We start from the raw sequence: 14,605 nt of genomic DNA, 5'->3' as shown, positions 1-14,605 counted from the left end.
CTGGCCCCTCCGGGCCGAGGCGGCGACGCTTCGGCTTGTCATGCGCAGGTCATATTCGCCGTGCCGTGTGCTCCCGAAGGGAGATCCATGGCCTCACCACGCCCGCCCAGGCGTCTGCTGCTGACCCTCGTCTCCGTACTCGCCCTCGCGTCGCTGTCCACCGGCCTGGCGCAGGGCGCCCCCGCCCGCCCGGCACCGCCCACCGGCGCCACCGCCGCCTCCGCGGCACCCTCGGGCACCGAAGGCGCCGCGGGCCCCGCGGGCGCCGCCGCTCCGGCGGGGACGGCCGCCGTGACCTTCTCCGACGACTTCGACGGACCGGCCGGCGCCGCCGTCGACGGCACGAAGTGGCAGATCGAGACCGGCGACAACGTCTCCAACCACGAGCGCCAGTACTACACCGCCGGCAACCGCAACGCGGCCCTCGACGGCCAGGGCCACCTGGTCATCACCGCCCGCCGGGAGAACCCCGGCAACTACCAGTGCTGGTACGGGCGTTGCGAGTACACCTCGGCGCGGATCAACACGGCCGGCCGGTTCACCACCACCTACGGGCGGGTCGAGGCGCGGATGAAGGTGCCGCGCGGACAGGGCATGTGGCCGGCGTTCTGGATGCTCGGCAACGACATCGGCCAGGTCGGCTGGCCCGCGTCCGGCGAGATCGACGTCATGGAGAACGTCGGCTTCGAACCGTCCACCGTCCACGGCACCCTCCACGGCCCCGGCTACTCCGGCTCCGGCGGCATCGGCGCCGGCTACACGCTGCCGGGCGGCCAGGCGTTCGCCGACGCCTTCCACACCTTCGCCGTCGACTGGAGCCCGGAGGCGATCACCTGGTCCGTCGACGGCATCGTGTACCAGCGCCGCACCCCCGCCGACCTGGGCGGACGGCAGTGGGTCTTCAACAAGCCGTTCTTCCTGATCCTCAATCTCGCGGTCGGCGGCTACTGGCCCGGCGACCCCGACGGCAGCACCGTCTTCCCCGCGCGGCTCCTCGTCGACTACGTCCGCGTCACCAGCGGCGGCACGCAGCCGGGCGGCGGGCCCATCACCGGCATCGGCGGCAAGTGCGTCGACGTCGCCGGCGCCGACACCGCCAACGGCACGCCCGTGCAGCTCTACGACTGCAACGGCACCGCCGCCCAGCGGTGGACGGTCGGCGCCGACGGGACGATCCGGGCGCTCGGCAAGTGCCTGGACGTGGCGTCCGGAGGCACCGCCGACGGCACGCCCGTCCAGCTGTGGGACTGCAACGGCACCCCCGCCCAGCAGTGGGCCGTCCCCGCGGCCCGCGACATCGTCAACCCGCAGGCGAACAAGTGCCTGGACGCCACCGGCGGCAGCACGGCCAACGGCACCCGGCTCCAGATCTGGACCTGCACCGGCGCCGCGAACCAGAAATGGACCGTGACCCGCTGACCCGCTGACCCGCTGACCCGCTGACCCGCTGACCCGCTGACCCGCTGACCCGCTGACCCGCTGGCCGCGCCGCCACGGAGCGCGCCGGGCGCCCGGCCCCGCGGCGTCCGCGGCGGACGGCGACCGGGGGCGTCGCGCCGGCCGCTGGTAAAATGGGGGCACGCTTCGACACCGCCGGGGCCCGTACCGAGGGGTACGGGCCCCGGCGCGTTCCGGGCGCCCCACCCAGGAAGGTTCCCCATGAACGCGAAGCCGCCCATCCAGTCCTTCGACGCGCTCGGCCTGCCGCCGCGGCTGACGGAGACGATGACCGCCCTCGGGGTGACCGAGCCGTTCCCGATCCAGGCCGCCACCCTGCCCGACGCCCTCGCGGGCCGCGACATCCTGGGCCGCGCCCGCACCGGCTCCGGCAAGACGCTCGCCTTCGGTCTCGCCCTGCTCGCCCGCACGGCCGGCGTCCGCGCCGAACCGAAGCGGCCCCTCGCCCTCGTCCTCGTACCCACCCGGGAACTCGCCCAGCAGGTCGGTGACGCGCTGGAGCCGTACGCGCGGGCCCTGGGCGTCCGCCTCGCGACCGCCGTCGGCGGCCTGTCGATCAACCGGCAGGCGGCGGAGCTCAAGGCCGGCACGGACGTGCTGATCGCGACGCCCGGCCGGCTGACCGACCTGGTGGCGCGCCGCTACTGCCGACTGGACCAGGTGCGGATCACCGTCCTGGACGAGGCGGACCAGATGTGCGACCTGGGCTTCCTGCCGCAGGTCACGGAACTCGTCGGCCAGGTCCGGCCCGACGGGCAGCGGTTGCTGTTCTCGGCCACGCTCGACGGCGCCGTCGACCGGCTCGTACGCGACCATCTCCGCGACCCGCTGCCGGTCTCCGTCGACCCCGCGACCGGGCCGGTGGACACGATGGAGCACCACGTCCTGAACGTCCACCCCGCCGACAAGTACGCCACCGCCACGGAGATCGCCGCGCGCGACGGCAGGGTCCTGATGTTCCTGGACACCAAGGCGGGCGTCGACCGCTTCACCCGGCACCTGCGCGACAGCGGCGTACGGGCGGCCGCCCTGCACAGCGGCAAGTCGCAGCCGCAGCGCACCCACACGCTGGCCCAGTTCAAGGAGGGCGCGGTCACCGTGCTCGTCGCCACCAACGTGGCGGCGCGGGGCATCCACGTCGACGCGCTGGACCTCGTCGTCAACGTCGACCCGCCCGCCGACGCCAAGGACTACCTGCACCGCGGCGGACGCACCGCACGCGCGGGGGAGTCCGGCAACGTGGTCACCCTGGTCACCCCCGACCAACGGCGCGACGTCAACCGCATGATGACCGAGGCGGGCATCCGCCCCACCGTCACGCAGGTGCGCTCCGGCGAGGCGCGGCTCACCGCGATCACCGGCGCGAAGCGCCCGCCGGCCCCGGCGAAGGCCCCCGCCGGAAACGCCGCGTTCCGCGGCATCGGCACCCGCCCCGGCCGCCCCGCCAAGGAGTCCCGCAAGGCCGCCGAGGCCCGCAAGGCCGCGGCGGCCCGCGCGGCGGCCCGCGTCCGCAGAAGCCGCTGAACACGCCGCGGGCGGGCCCGCCGCCCGCCGCCACCGTGCGGCGTGATCGCGTCACTCTCCTGAAAACCGGTCAGAGGACGGCCGCGCCAACTGTTAGCCTCCTGCGGCCCGTGTGAACCACGGGTTCCACTGGGGAGGGACATGTGAACAGAGTGGGAAGAAGACCGCACCGCGCCGGAAGGGGCCGGCTCGCCGTGGGCGGCCTCGTCACGGCCGCCCTGCTGGGCGTGCCGGGCACGGCGCACGCCACCACCAACCTGCCGCCGCACCAGCCGCTGGTCCAGGACCTGAAGACCGGCATCGCGCCGTGCGCGGCGGGTGACGAGCGGACGTACGTCGACTCGGCGCCCCTGCTCGGCGCCGTGCTGCGCGACCCGGCGGAGGACGACCAGCCGGGCACGGGCAACTGGGTCACGGGCGAGTTCGAGGCGTGGTGGACCGACGCGGCGGGAGCCGGGCAGCGCCGGACGTACACCACGTCCCGGTCGCTCTCGGGAGACTCCGCGACCTGGCAGCTCCCGGCGGACGTCCCGGCGGACACGGTCGTCTCCTGGCACGTGCGCGCCCACGACGGCACCGCGGTCTCCGACTGGAGCGACGCCGGCACGGGCTCCCCCTGCGAGCTCGTCCTCGACGACACCAGCCCGGAGAAGCCGGTCGTCGCCCCGGCCGACGCGCCCGACGGCCAGTACCGCGGAAGCGTCGGCGTGTACGCGCGCTTCACCGCCGACTCCCCGTCGGACGACGTGGTCGCGTACCGCTACGACTTCACGGGCGGCCCGTCGCTCGTCGCACGCCCGGCTGTCGCGGGCGGCCCGGTCACGATCACCCACCTCCCGCTCCAGGCCGGCCCGGGACGCCTCAGCGTCTCCGCCCTCGATCGCGCCTCGCGCGTCAGCGCCACCACCGCGTACGACTTCATGGTCGACGAGGGACGTGCGCCCGTCGCCCACTGGACGCTGTCCGACGCGCCCGGCTCGGCCACCGCCGCCGCCGAGACCGGCCCCGCCGCCACCGCGGGCTCCGGTGTGACCTTCGGAGCCGAGGCCCCGCGCGGCACCTCGGTCACCTCCACGGCGTCCCTCGACGGCAGCAGCCACGGCTACCTCACTCCGAACGCGCCGGTCCTCGACCCGGGCACGTCCTTCGCCGTCAGCGCCTGGGCCCGCCCCGCGCGCACGGACGTGAACATGACCCTCGCCGCCCAGGACGCCGGCAGCGGCGCCGGGGTGACGCTGGGCCTGCGCACCCGGGACGAAGGCGCCCACTGGTCCTTCACGGTCGGCGGCGCACGCGTCACCGCGGGCGCCCCGGAGGCCGGTGAGTGGACCCACCTGCTCGGCGTGTACGACGCCGTCAAGCGCCAGGCCCGGCTGTACGTCGACGGCCGCGAGGCCGGCACCCCCGCCGAGGCCACGGCGGCGACCACGGCCGGGGCCTTCCAGATCGGCCGCGCCCGCAGCGGCGACGGATACCGCGACCGCTGGCACGGCGAGATCGGCGACGTCCGGGCGCACGACCGGGTCGTCGTCCCCGCCGAGGCCGCCCTGCTCGCGGACCGCAAGCCGGTCGCGCTCGGCCGCTGGGCCCTGGAGACCGCCACGAACGGCACCAGCCCCGCGCAGAACGGCGGTACGCCGCTCACGCTCGGCCCCGGCGCCACGATCCACCGAGGACCGGACTACTCCGCTTGCATCCCCGGCCTCGACCCCGACTGCCCCGACGTGCCCAACGCGCTCGTCGGCGACGGCCACCTCCAGCTGGACGGGACGACCGGGTACGCGACCACCGGCACCACGCTCGTCGACACCCGGGACAGCTTCACCGTCAGCGCCGTCGTCCGCCTCGCCGACGCGGAGCCGGACCGCCCGATGACGGTGCTGTCCCAGGCGGGCCGGCACACGGACGTCTTCAAGGTGCGCTACGACCCGTCCGCCTCCGCCTGGCAGCTGGTCATGCCGCAGCGGGACGAGCCCGACGCGCCCGAGACCGTGGTGTCCCAGATCGCGGCCCCCCGGGGCGACGACGGCCTGGGCAACCGCGTCGCGGTCGTCTACGACGACGCCACCGACCAGGTCCGGCTGTACCTCGACGGATACACGAACGCGGACGCGACCGCGTCCGTGCCCGGCGGCCTGCCCAGCACCGGCGCCCTGCAGATCGGCCGGGCGAAGGCCGGCGACGGCTGGGGCGAGTACCTGCGCGGTGACGTCGACGAGGTGCAGGTGTTCGCGGGCGCGCTGCGCGACCGCGACATCCCGGCCCTGGGCACGGGAAGCGATCCCTGCCTCTGCTGACCCGTTCCACCGCCCGGCCGCCCGCTGACGGCGACCGGGCCGGGGCCCGCCTGGCGCCGTGCGCGGAGGCGGGCCCCGCCGTGGCGGCGCCAATTCAGGCGTCGGGCTCCGTGCGGACCGTGAGCAGGTCGCTGTCCGTGACGGCCGCCAGGGACAGGGTGCGGTAGCCCATGGTGTCGAACAGGACCGTGATCCGGTCGCCCTCCTCGTTCATGACCATGCCGTCGCCCCACTCGCGGTGCCGGACGTGTGTGCCCGCCGGGTACGACGCCGCCGCCGGATGCCCCGGCGGGGCGGCGCCCGGCTCCGTGACGCCCTCGGTGGGCGTCCCGGCCGCCGGGTCGGGGGAGTCCTCGGCGAGGCACGTGTCGCACGTGCCGCACGGCGCCTCGTACTCCTCGCCGAAGTAGCCGAGCAGGAAGCGGCGGCGGCAGCCCGTCGTCTCGGCGTACGCACGCATCATCTCCAGGCGCGACTCCTCCAGCCTCTTGCGCGCCTCCGCCGTCCGCGACGCCCGCTGCGCGGCCTCGTCCGCCGGGACGCCGGGCTCCGGGCTGAGCTGCCCCTCGTCGTCCGTGCGTACCGCGCCCGCCTGCTCCAGCAGGTTCGCGGCGGCCGTCACCCGGCGGCGCGGCAGGTCCGTCCCCGCGCCGAGCTCGTCCAGGTCCACGGGCCCGTCGCCCTCGTGGACGGCCTCCGCGACCTCCCCGAGCGTCTCCTCGTCGGGCGTCCGCGTGGCGAACATCCGCTGCAGGCCGCTGTCGCCCGTCCGGTAGTGCAGGACCGCCACGGCCGCGCCGCCGTCCCGTCCCGCCCGGCCGATCTCCTGGTAGTAGGCGTCCAGGGACCCGGGCAGCGCCGCGTGCAGCACGAACCGCACGTCCTCCTTGTCGATGCCCATGCCGAACGCCGACGTCGCCACCACCACGTCCGCCTCCCCGGCCAGGAACGCGTCGTGGACCCGCGAACGCTCCCGCGCGGGCAGCCCGGCGTGGTACGCCGCCGCCGACAGGCCAAGCCCCGCCAGCTCCGCCGCGTACTCCTCCGCGTCCCGGCGGGTCGCCGTGTACACGAGGCCCGGCTTGGCCTCCGACGCCGCCCGCTCCACCACCGCGCGGCGCCGCTGGTCCTCCTCGGCGAACCGCCGCACCTCCAGGGTGATGTTGGGCCGGTCGAATCCGGCGACCACCTGCGCGGCGTCCTCGCCCATCTCCAGCCGCCGCACGATCTCCTCCCGCACCGGCGGGGACGCGGTCGCGGTCAGCGCCAGCACCGTGGGCCCGCCCACGCGCCGCACGGCGTGCGCCAGGCGCAGATAGTCCGGGCGGAAGTCGTGCCCCCACGCGGCGACGCACTGCGCCTCGTCGACGACGAACAGCGAGGGGCCGGCCTGCGCCAGCCGGTCCAGCACCTCGTCCTTCGCGAGCTGCTCCGGCGACAGGAACAGGAACTCCGCGTCCCCGTGCCGTACCGCCTCCCACGCCGCCCGCGTCTGACCGGAGCGCTGCGCCGAGTTCACCGCGACCGCCTCGGGGCCGCCGTCGCCGGGCAGCCCCGCGATCTGGTCCCGCTGCAGCGCGATGAGGGGGGACACCACGACGGTCGGCCCGGGCAGCGCGGTCCCGGCCACCTGGTACACCGCCGACTTGCCCGCCCCGGTCGGCATGACCACGAGCGTGTCACGGCCCGCGAGCACCGCCTCCATGGCGGCCAGCTGACCCGGCCGCAGCGTCTCCCAGCCGAACACGTCGGCCGCCGTCCGGGACAGCAGCTCCGCGTCGCTCCCGGCACTCGGTGTGCGCATGGTCTCTCCCGGGGGTGGAGGGTGGGGCCCCGCCTCCGACTACCCCGTTTTCGCCCGCCCTGACATGCGGCGCCGCCCGCGGCGCCGTGCCGTCGTCAGGCCCCCGCGCGGCGGAGCCCGCGGGCCGCTGCCAGGCCCGCCGCCGCCTCGTGCAGGGCGTCCTCCAGTACGGACGGGTCGTTGAGGGTGCCGCTGCCGTCGGGCGGTACGAGCCACCGCGTCCCGTCGGCGGCGTGCCCCGGCCGGGGCACCACGACCCAGGTCCCCGCGCCCGCGCAGCGCACCCCCGTCCCGACCCAGTGCTCGCCCGTCGCGGGCGGCACGAAGAAGCCGACACGGGTGCCGCCGACATCGGCCAGCACCGGTCCGGGCCGTTCCACGCGGCGCGCGAGCGCGTCGAACGCCGGGTAGCCGAGCCGGCCCGGGACGAGCAGCACGTCCCACCGCCTGCCCGCGGGGAGCGGCAGGGTCCTGAACGGGTTGTCGTCCCAGGCGCGGCGGCAGCCCAGCGGGTCCGGCGCGACCGCCGCCAGCCACTCCACCGCTGCCCCGGTCTGCGCATCCCTCACGGCACATCTCTCCTTCGCTGTACGGGCCGCCGTCATCGGCGTCACGGAGGAGAGGCGGCCGGGCCGCCGCCATGACGCGGGTCCGGCGGGTTTGCCCCGTTCGGCGCAGCGCGCGGACGCCTGACCGGATGCCTTCGCCCGCGACGCCTCCGGGACCTGTCCGCCGCAGCTCGGCTCCGGCCGCCCCGGTCGCCAGGCCGGTCCCGCCGAGCAGACCTCCTCCTAGTCCCGCCGGCCCCGCCGTGGACCGGCCGGCCCCGCCGTAGACCCGCCGCGCCGCCGCGGACCGCCCCGGCCGCCGTGGGCGGAGCAGGCCACGCGCGAAGTGCCACCGCCGTAGATCCGCCGCGCCGTGAAGGTCCCGCCGAAGTGGCCCACGCGCGAGGCGCGCCAATGGCCTACGCACCGGTGCCGACCTCTGCGTACCGTCCCCGTCATGCCCCACCTGCTGCCCCCCGCCGGACCCCGGCGCACGCTCGCGCTCGCCCAGTTCGGCAACTCCGTCGGCGACGGCGCCTACTACGTCACCTCGGCGCTCTACTTCACCCACGTCGTCGGCCTGGCCCCCACCCGGATCGGTCTCGGCCTCACCCTCGCCTGGGCCGTCGGCTCGGTCGCCGGGGTGCCGCTCGGCCGGATCGCGGACCGCCGGGGCCCGCGCGGCACGGCCGTACTGCTCGCCCTGGCGACCGGCGCGGCCGTCGCGTCGTTCCTGGTCGTACGGGGTTTCCTGCCGTTCCTCGCGGCCGCCTGCCTCTACGCCACCGCCCAGTCGGGCCTCGCCGCCGCCCGCCAGGCGCTCCTCGCCGGCCTGGTCGCGAAGGAGGACCGCACCGGCGCCCTCGCCCATCTGCAGTCGACGCTCAACGCGGGCCTCGCCGTGGGCGCCGGGCTCGGCGGGCTGGCCCTCTCCGCCGGGACCACGTCCGCGTACCTGGCGGTCTTCGCCGTCGACGCCCTGAGCTTCCTGCTGTGCGCGCTCGTCCTGCTGCACCTCCCCGCCGTCGCCCCGGTGAGCGCGCTTCCGGGCGCCCGGCTGGAGGTCCTGCGGGACCGGCCGTACGCCGTGGTGACCCTCCTGAACACCGTGCTCCTGCTGCGGATGCCGCTGCTGAGCATCGGACTGCCCCTGTGGATCGCCGGGCGCACGGACGCGCCCGAGTGGCTGGTCTCCGCCCTCTTCATCCTCAACACGACGGCCGTGATGCTGTTCCAGGTCCGCACCGCCGGCTCGGTCACCGGGCTCGGCACGGCCGCCCGCGCCATCCGCCGGTCCGGCGCGCTGATGCTCCTCACGTGTGCGGCGTTCGCCCTCTCCGGCGGCACCCCGCGCTGGGTGGCGGTCACCGCCCTGGTCGGCGGGTCGGTCCTGCTGGTCGCCGGGGAGATGCTCCAGTCGGCCGGCTCCTGGCAGATCGGCTTCGACCTGGCCCCGGCCGGGCGGATCGGCGAGTACCAGGGTTTCTTCGGCGCCGGCGTCACGGTCGCCCGCACCCTGGGGCCGCTGCTGCTCACCGCGCTGCTGATGGGGATGGGCACCGCGGGGTGGCTGCTGCTGGGCGGGCTGTTCCTGGCGGCGTCGTGGGCGATGGGCCCGGTGTCCCGGTGGGCGGGGGAGCGGCGCCGCGAACCGGCCGGCGCGCCCGCGCCCGGCGGGGCCGCCGCACGGGCCGCCTGACCGGGCCGTCGGCCGCCTGACCGGACCTGCGGGCGGCGGGGACGGGCCGAGGGTGACCGAAGGGCCCGCGGGCGGCCCGACGGGCCCGAGGCGGCGCCGTGCGCGCGCCCGGCGCGCCCTGCCTCGTCGGCAGGTCGGCGACCTCCGGGCGCTCAGGGGCGTGGGGACGCCCCCAGGAACGCGGTGACCGTCTCCGTGAACGCGTCGGGCGCCGCCCGGTGGATCAGGTGCCCGACGGGGAGGGTGACCGTCCGCGCGCCGGGGATGCGGCGGGCGAGTTCGGCGACGCCGTCCTGGGGGACGTGGCTGCGCGGGCCGCCGCCCAGGACGAGCGTCCCGGCGGTGATCCGGCCGAGCCCCTCCAGCCACCGGGGGTCGGGTGAGTCGATCTGCCGTCGGACGGCCAGGACCATGTCCCAGTCGAAGGCCGGCGGACCGTCGGGCCGGACCGGTGTCGTGGGCTTCCGGGGGCGCGGGGCGGAGACGTCCTCCAGGACGAGCCGGCGCACCCGCGCCGGACGGTGCTGGGCGAGCAGATACGCCACGATCCCGCCCATCGAGTGCCCGATCAACTCCACCGGTCCGAGCCCCAGTGCGTCGAGGAAGCGGTCCACGTCGGCCCGCATGAGGTCCAGCGTGTACGTGCCCGGCCAGTCGCTGCGCCCGTGCCCGCGCAGGTCGAGCGCGTACACCCGCCGGCTCGCGGCCAGCGCGGGCGCGACCCCGTCCCAGTCGGTGGCGTCCTCGCCCAACGCGTGCAGCAGCACCAGCGGTTGCGCCCCGGGCGGGCCGGACACCCGGAAGGCCAGCCGGACCCCGCCCACGTCGACCGAGCGCCGATCGTCCATGCCCGTACGATACGCGGCCGCCCGAGCGGAGCGCCCGGCCGCGCACGGGCTGTCCGCGCCCGGCCGGGGCGCCGGGTCAGGGCCCTTCGGTGGGCGTGCCCTGGTGGTGGAACATCTGCCACCGCCCCGGTGAGACCCGCCGCCAGAGGGAGGTCCGGTGCGACCAGCGGCCGTTGATTCGCGCGGTGTACTTGACCATCACCAGGCCGTCGGCCAGCCGCGTCCCGCGCATGCGCGCGGTGGTGATCGGTTCACCGGCCGGGTCGGTGTACGCGGCGACGCGTTCCGCCGTGCCCTCGTACACCACCTCGGCGCCGGACGCCCCGAACTCGTGGAAGTCCGGGGCGAGAAACCCCCGCAGTCGGCCGGCGTCGGCCCGGCACTCGGGCGTCAGCGTCTCCACCTCCGCCGCCAGCGCCTCCGCCACCTGCGGATCGTCCTCACCCGTGAACCCGTACGCATCCGTCATGCGTCACACCTGTACCACCGCAACCGGCGTGCCAGCGAGGGCTTTTCGCTCGGCGCCGCGTCGGGACCGGTTCCCGCGGCTCAATGTGGCGGCGTCCAAGGGACCTTTCCTGGGGGGAGATGGACGAGGTGGGCCGCTCGGCCCGTCACGCTCTGCTCGTCGTCCGCCATCCCGCGATCAGCGCGCCCAGCGCGTCGGCCCAGAGCGGCGCGCTGTCCGGTTGACGGCCCGACGCCGCCAGCCGGAGGTCCAGCGCGGCGAGTCCCTCGCACAGGCCGCTGAACTGAAGGGCGGCTTCCCGCACCGTCCTTCCCCCGGTGCCCCCGGAATCCCGCAGCGGGCGGATCCGCTCGAGAAGGATCTCGACGGCTTCCCTCCTGGCCGGTTCGAAACGCTTGCGGACCTCTGGCGAAGCGACAGCCCGCTGCTGGAAGGTGACCTGGAAGAGCGCGGGATGCGCCAGGGCCCATGCCCGGTACCCCGACACCCCGGCCACGACCAGGTCCGCGGCGGGGTCGTCCGTCGTGGGCAGCGCCGCGACCTTCGCCGCGAGCAGCGCGAAGCCCCGCACACCGAGACCGGCGATCAGGGCCTCCTTGGAACCAAGGCTGGTGTAGACGGCCCGCGTCGTGGTCCCGACCTCGTCCGCGACCCGTCGCACGGTCAGTGCCTCCAGGCCCTCGGCCTCCAGGATCCGCTCCGCCGCGTCCAGCAGCGCTTCGGCGGTCTCCTCGTCGTGCACCCGTTTGCGTCCCATGTTGACAGCATAGGGGCACGGCGTTACGTTACAACGAAACGAAACATTGTCGCGAAACGGGATGGTCGTGTCCCGTCGCGGCGAGACCCCTCCGAGGCGGTGCGTCATGGCAACCGCGACCCATCCGAAGACCGGCCTGGCCTACGACATCGAGGGAACGGGCACGCCTGTCGTCCTCCTGTACGGGATGACCTTCGACCGGCGCACCTGGCGACCGGTCGTCGACGAACTGGACGGTGCCGTCACCAGCATCGCCGTCGACCTGCCGGGACACGGCGGCAGCAGCGCCGGACCCACCCGGCTGGACGACGTCGCCGAGGCGATCCACCGACTGCTGGAGTCACTGGGCGTCGAACGCCCGGTCGTCGTCGGGCACTCCATGGCGGCCGCGGTGGCCGGACTCTACGCGTCCGCCCACCCGGCGCGCGGCATCCTCCTGGTGGACCAGGCGACGGAAGTGCTCCCTTTCGCCCGGATGCTCCACCGGATCGCACCCATGCTGCACGGCCCCGCGTTCCACCAGGTCTGGCCGAACATCGAGAAGAGCCTCGGACTCGACCGCATCCCCGACCCGACCCGCGCGCTCGTCCTCGGCACGCACAGGGTCGAGCGGGACGTCGTGCTCGGATACTGGGATCAGATCCTGACCACGGATCCGGCCGACCTGCAGGCGTGGATCGACGCGAAGGCGGCCCGCATACAGGTCCCCTGCCTCGCGGTGTTCGGCCGACCCGCCACCGAGGGCGAGCGCGAGCGGTTCGACGACCTGCCGGACGTGCGGCTCGAGGAGTGGCCGGGCTGCGGGCACTTCGTCCACCTCGTCCACCCCAGACGGTTCGCGGCCAGACTTCGCACCTTCGTCGACTACTGCGACAGCGACACGATGGCCACCCGCCAGGCGAGTTGAGCAGCGAGCGTGCCGAAAGCGGCGGCGCCCGAGGAACCGGCCACCACCGGCCCGTTCCCGACGGCCGCACCCCGGCGCTCCCGCCGCCCGACGTGCGGCCGGAGCGCCGCGCGACACCGCGCCCACGCCGGCTGCGCCCCGCGGGCTGTGGCGGCAGGCCGCCGCGCCCCACGGGCTGTGGCGGCAGACCGACGTGCCCCGCAGGCGGGTGCGCCCACCGCCGTGCACCGCCGCCTCATTCCATGCGCGCGCCGAGCGGTTCGACCGTCACGGCCACTGACCGGTCCCGCAGAAGTTCGGCGAGGTGCTCCATCTCCACCAGCGTCCCGGTGAGCCCGGGGCCCGCCAGTTCGGCGGCCAGCGCGCGGGCCCCTTCCAGGGTCAGGTCGCAACGGGCCTCGCGCAGCGCCCTCATCACCGCGGCCGTGCGGGGCGGTTCGCCGGCCGGGCGCAGCCGTACCGGACCGTGGGCGCGCAGCAGGGCCTGCCGGACGTGCTCCGGGGTCGCGGGTCCACCGCCCCGTTCGCACCCGCCGTACGAGCAGCCCGTGCAGCCGCTCTCGATGCCCCACCGCACGAGGCCCCGCTCGACGGTCTGGCCGATGTCCCGTGTCAGCACGCCGCCGCAGCGCTCGCAGCGCCCGGTGACCCGTACGCCCTGGGTGATCAACGACCTGCCTTCTTCCGCCACGTGACCGGCGAACGGGCGGCGCGTACCCCCCGGTCGGCCCGCATCAGTACCGCGTACAGGGCGGCGGAGACGGCCATGCCTGCCGGGAGTGACAGGTCCACTCCGCCCAGGGCCGCGGCGACGGGCCCGGTGTAGAGGGTGTTGACGCACAGGGACGCCGCCACCACGCCCGAGGTGACGGCGAGGGCACCGGCACGGTTGACACCGCGGCTGTACCAGAAGGGGCTGCGCGGGGACTCGTCCGCGAGCGCGGCGCCGTCGTACCGGCATCGGCGCAGCGCGATGTCGGTGGCGTACACGGCCATGAGGGGGCCGATCAGGACCACGATCACCTGCAGGGCGTTGCTGACCGTGTCGAGGAAGTCGGAGACGAGCAGCCCGTACAGCGTCAGCGCGACCGCGACCGCGCCGTCGAGGAGGACGCTGACGGAGCGCCGGACCCGCAGCCCGACCGCCTGGAGGGCGAGACCCGCGCTGTACGCGGTCAGGGCGTTGATGGAGACCGTGCCGAGGACCAGCGCCAGCAGGAAGACCGGTGTGAACCAGCCCGGCAGGATCTGCTGGAGCGCGCTCTGCGGGTCCGTCATGTCCACCGTGGTCGCGGCGAGCACGCCCAGGGACGACACGGCGACGCTCGGCACGAAGGCGCCCAGGGCCGTCCACAGGGTGATCGAAGCCCGGGAGGCGGTGCGGGGCAGGTAGCGGGAGAAGTCGGCGCTGGTCGTGTACGACAGCGGGCCCGACGCGGTGAGCGCGGTGCCGGCGATGAGGACCGCCCACAGGTCGAGGCCGGTCAGCGGCTCGGCGGGCTGGTGGGAGAAGTCGGCGCGCCGCACCACGGCGACGGCGACCACGGCGAACGCGGAGGCGAGCACCAGGGTGATCGGGAGGTACAGCTTCATGATCGTCGCGTGGCCGTAGACGCTGATGGCCAGCGTCAGCGCCGCGATGGCCACGATGACCGCCACCTTGACCCCGGTACCGGCGGTGACGCCCGCCATCTCGACCAGCGCGAACGCGGCGCTCGCCGCGGCGGCCAGATTGAGGGCGAAGTAGCAGACGGACACCAGCCAGCCGCCGATCGCGTTGTTCACGCGGTTGCCGATCACCCCGTACATCGCCCTGGTGATCACCTCGCTCGGCGCGCCGGCCGCCGGGCCCGAGGTGGCGAGGAACCCGGTCAGCAGCCAGAACAGATTGCCCACGACGAGTACGCCGATCGCCTGCCCGAGGCTCAGGCCCATGAGCACCAGCGCCCCGCCGATGACCAGGCTGAGGTAGTTGACGTTCGCCGCCGCCCAGATGGCGAAGAGGTCGCGGGGGCGGCCGCGGCGCTCCGCGTCGGGGATCGGGTCGATGCCGTGCGCCTCGATGCGGCCCGCACGGCCGGACGCGGGCGGTTCGTGCCGGGTCGGGGCGGCGGGGGAGGCGGGCCGGTCCGCCGGGGGCGGCCCGTCGGCCGGCGCGGGCGGCGGGGCAGGGGCTGCCGAGCCGGGCTGGGCGGGTGGCTCGGACGGGGGTGCGGAGTCGGCCTGTGCGGGTGGCCCGGGCGGGCCGTCCAGGGGTTGGGGGTCGGGGATCGTGGACGCCATGCGGCCCTCCG

At 75.4% G+C, this 14,605-nt stretch carries 12 protein-coding genes; 5 read left to right on the top strand and 7 right to left on the bottom strand.

Annotation, left to right across the window (positions count from 1 at the left end):
- Nucleotides 1–87: 87 nt before the first annotated feature.
- From ACSUPT_RS02165 to ACSUPT_RS02155, 3 genes are all read left to right on the top strand, one after another.
- Nucleotides 88–1,419, top strand: coding sequence for a lectin (locus ACSUPT_RS02165; protein ID WP_399218006.1), 1,332 nt, complete (start codon nucleotides 88–90; stop codon nucleotides 1,417–1,419).
- 240 nt (nucleotides 1,420–1,659) lie between these two features.
- Complete coding sequence (locus ACSUPT_RS02160; protein ID WP_436943340.1) at nucleotides 1,660–2,982, top strand: DEAD/DEAH box helicase; 1,323 nt, start codon at nucleotides 1,660–1,662, stop codon at nucleotides 2,980–2,982.
- A gap of 194 nt (nucleotides 2,983–3,176) precedes the next feature.
- Entirely contained in the window at nucleotides 3,177–5,279 is a 2,103-nt protein-coding gene (locus ACSUPT_RS02155) for a LamG-like jellyroll fold domain-containing protein (RefSeq protein ID WP_436943339.1), read from the top strand.
- A gap of 94 nt (nucleotides 5,280–5,373) precedes the next feature.
- Here ACSUPT_RS02155 and ACSUPT_RS02150 read toward each other — a convergent pair whose 3' ends face one another.
- Together ACSUPT_RS02150 and ACSUPT_RS02145 are read right to left on the bottom strand one after the other, a co-directional pair.
- The gene (locus ACSUPT_RS02150) at nucleotides 5,374–7,083 is read right to left on the bottom strand and encodes a RecQ family ATP-dependent DNA helicase (protein ID WP_436943338.1); all 1,710 of its coding nucleotides are present in this window, start codon (nucleotides 7,081–7,083) and stop codon (nucleotides 5,374–5,376) included.
- Nucleotides 7,084–7,178: 95 nt separating this feature from the next.
- Nucleotides 7,179–7,652 (bottom strand): hypothetical protein, encoded by a 474-nt coding sequence (locus ACSUPT_RS02145; RefSeq protein ID WP_436943336.1) that lies wholly within the window; start codon nucleotides 7,650–7,652, stop codon nucleotides 7,179–7,181.
- A 436-nt stretch (nucleotides 7,653–8,088) separates the two neighbouring features.
- Here ACSUPT_RS02145 and ACSUPT_RS02140 point away from each other — a divergent pair, with 436 nt between their 5' ends.
- Entirely contained in the window at nucleotides 8,089–9,330 is a 1,242-nt protein-coding gene (locus ACSUPT_RS02140) for an MFS transporter (protein ID WP_436943335.1), read from the top strand.
- A gap of 152 nt (nucleotides 9,331–9,482) precedes the next feature.
- Here the strand turns inward: ACSUPT_RS02140 and ACSUPT_RS02135 are convergent, their stop codons facing one another.
- The 3 genes from ACSUPT_RS02135 to ACSUPT_RS02125 all read right to left on the bottom strand — a co-directional run bounded on the left by ACSUPT_RS02135 (nucleotide 9,483) and on the right by ACSUPT_RS02125 (nucleotide 11,404).
- The gene (locus tag ACSUPT_RS02135) at nucleotides 9,483–10,178 is read right to left on the bottom strand and encodes an alpha/beta fold hydrolase (RefSeq protein ID WP_365728313.1); all 696 of its coding nucleotides are present in this window, start codon (nucleotides 10,176–10,178) and stop codon (nucleotides 9,483–9,485) included.
- Nucleotides 10,179–10,254: 76 nt separating this feature from the next.
- Complete coding sequence (locus ACSUPT_RS02130) at nucleotides 10,255–10,647, bottom strand: DUF4440 domain-containing protein (protein WP_436943334.1); 393 nt, start codon at nucleotides 10,645–10,647, stop codon at nucleotides 10,255–10,257.
- A gap of 145 nt (nucleotides 10,648–10,792) precedes the next feature.
- On the bottom strand, nucleotides 10,793–11,404 hold the full coding sequence (locus ACSUPT_RS02125) for a TetR/AcrR family transcriptional regulator (RefSeq protein WP_436943333.1): 612 nt from the start codon (nucleotides 11,402–11,404) through the stop codon (nucleotides 10,793–10,795).
- A gap of 106 nt (nucleotides 11,405–11,510) precedes the next feature.
- Between ACSUPT_RS02125 and ACSUPT_RS02120 the strand changes: the two genes are divergently transcribed.
- On the top strand, nucleotides 11,511–12,311 hold the full coding sequence (locus ACSUPT_RS02120) for an alpha/beta fold hydrolase (protein ID WP_436943332.1): 801 nt from the start codon (nucleotides 11,511–11,513) through the stop codon (nucleotides 12,309–12,311).
- A gap of 235 nt (nucleotides 12,312–12,546) precedes the next feature.
- Here the strand turns inward: ACSUPT_RS02120 and ACSUPT_RS02115 are convergent, their stop codons facing one another.
- Nucleotides 12,547–12,981, bottom strand: coding sequence for a hypothetical protein (locus ACSUPT_RS02115; protein ID WP_436943331.1), 435 nt, complete (start codon nucleotides 12,979–12,981; stop codon nucleotides 12,547–12,549).
- Nucleotides 12,978–14,594 (bottom strand): purine-cytosine permease family protein, encoded by a 1,617-nt coding sequence (locus ACSUPT_RS02110; RefSeq protein WP_436943330.1) that lies wholly within the window; start codon nucleotides 14,592–14,594, stop codon nucleotides 12,978–12,980. The genes ACSUPT_RS02115 and ACSUPT_RS02110 overlap by 4 nt, the downstream gene beginning before the upstream one ends.
- Nucleotides 14,595–14,605 lie beyond the last annotated feature (11 nt).

The sequence above is a fragment of the Streptomyces sp. SudanB25_2051 genome, from assembly GCF_964272635.1.
Taxonomy (GTDB): domain Bacteria; phylum Actinomycetota; class Actinomycetes; order Streptomycetales; family Streptomycetaceae; genus Streptomyces.
The sequence above is the reverse complement of the archived record's forward strand: the minus strand, read 5'-3'. Positions and strand labels throughout refer to the sequence as shown.

Excerpts from the sequence above, each read along its gene's own strand:
- ACSUPT_RS02165 (WP_399218006.1), top strand. The coding sequence starts at position 88 with ATGGCCTCACCACGCCCGCCCAGGCGTCTGCTGCTGACCCTCGTCTCC.
- ACSUPT_RS02160 (WP_436943340.1), top strand. The coding sequence starts at position 1,660 with ATGAACGCGAAGCCGCCCATCCAGTCCTTCGACGCGCTCGGCCTGCCG.
- ACSUPT_RS02150 (WP_436943338.1), bottom strand. The coding sequence starts at position 7,083 with ATGCGCACACCGAGTGCCGGGAGCGACGCGGAGCTGCTGTCCCGGACG.
- ACSUPT_RS02140 (WP_436943335.1), top strand. The coding sequence starts at position 8,089 with ATGCCCCACCTGCTGCCCCCCGCCGGACCCCGGCGCACGCTCGCGCTC.
- ACSUPT_RS02135 (WP_365728313.1), bottom strand. The coding sequence starts at position 10,178 with ATGGACGATCGGCGCTCGGTCGACGTGGGCGGGGTCCGGCTGGCCTTC.
- ACSUPT_RS02130 (WP_436943334.1), bottom strand. The coding sequence starts at position 10,647 with ATGACGGATGCGTACGGGTTCACGGGTGAGGACGATCCGCAGGTGGCG.
- ACSUPT_RS02125 (WP_436943333.1), bottom strand. The coding sequence starts at position 11,404 with ATGGGACGCAAACGGGTGCACGACGAGGAGACCGCCGAAGCGCTGCTG.
- ACSUPT_RS02120 (WP_436943332.1), top strand. The coding sequence starts at position 11,511 with ATGGCAACCGCGACCCATCCGAAGACCGGCCTGGCCTACGACATCGAG.
- ACSUPT_RS02110 (WP_436943330.1), bottom strand. The coding sequence starts at position 14,594 with ATGGCGTCCACGATCCCCGACCCCCAACCCCTGGACGGCCCGCCCGGG.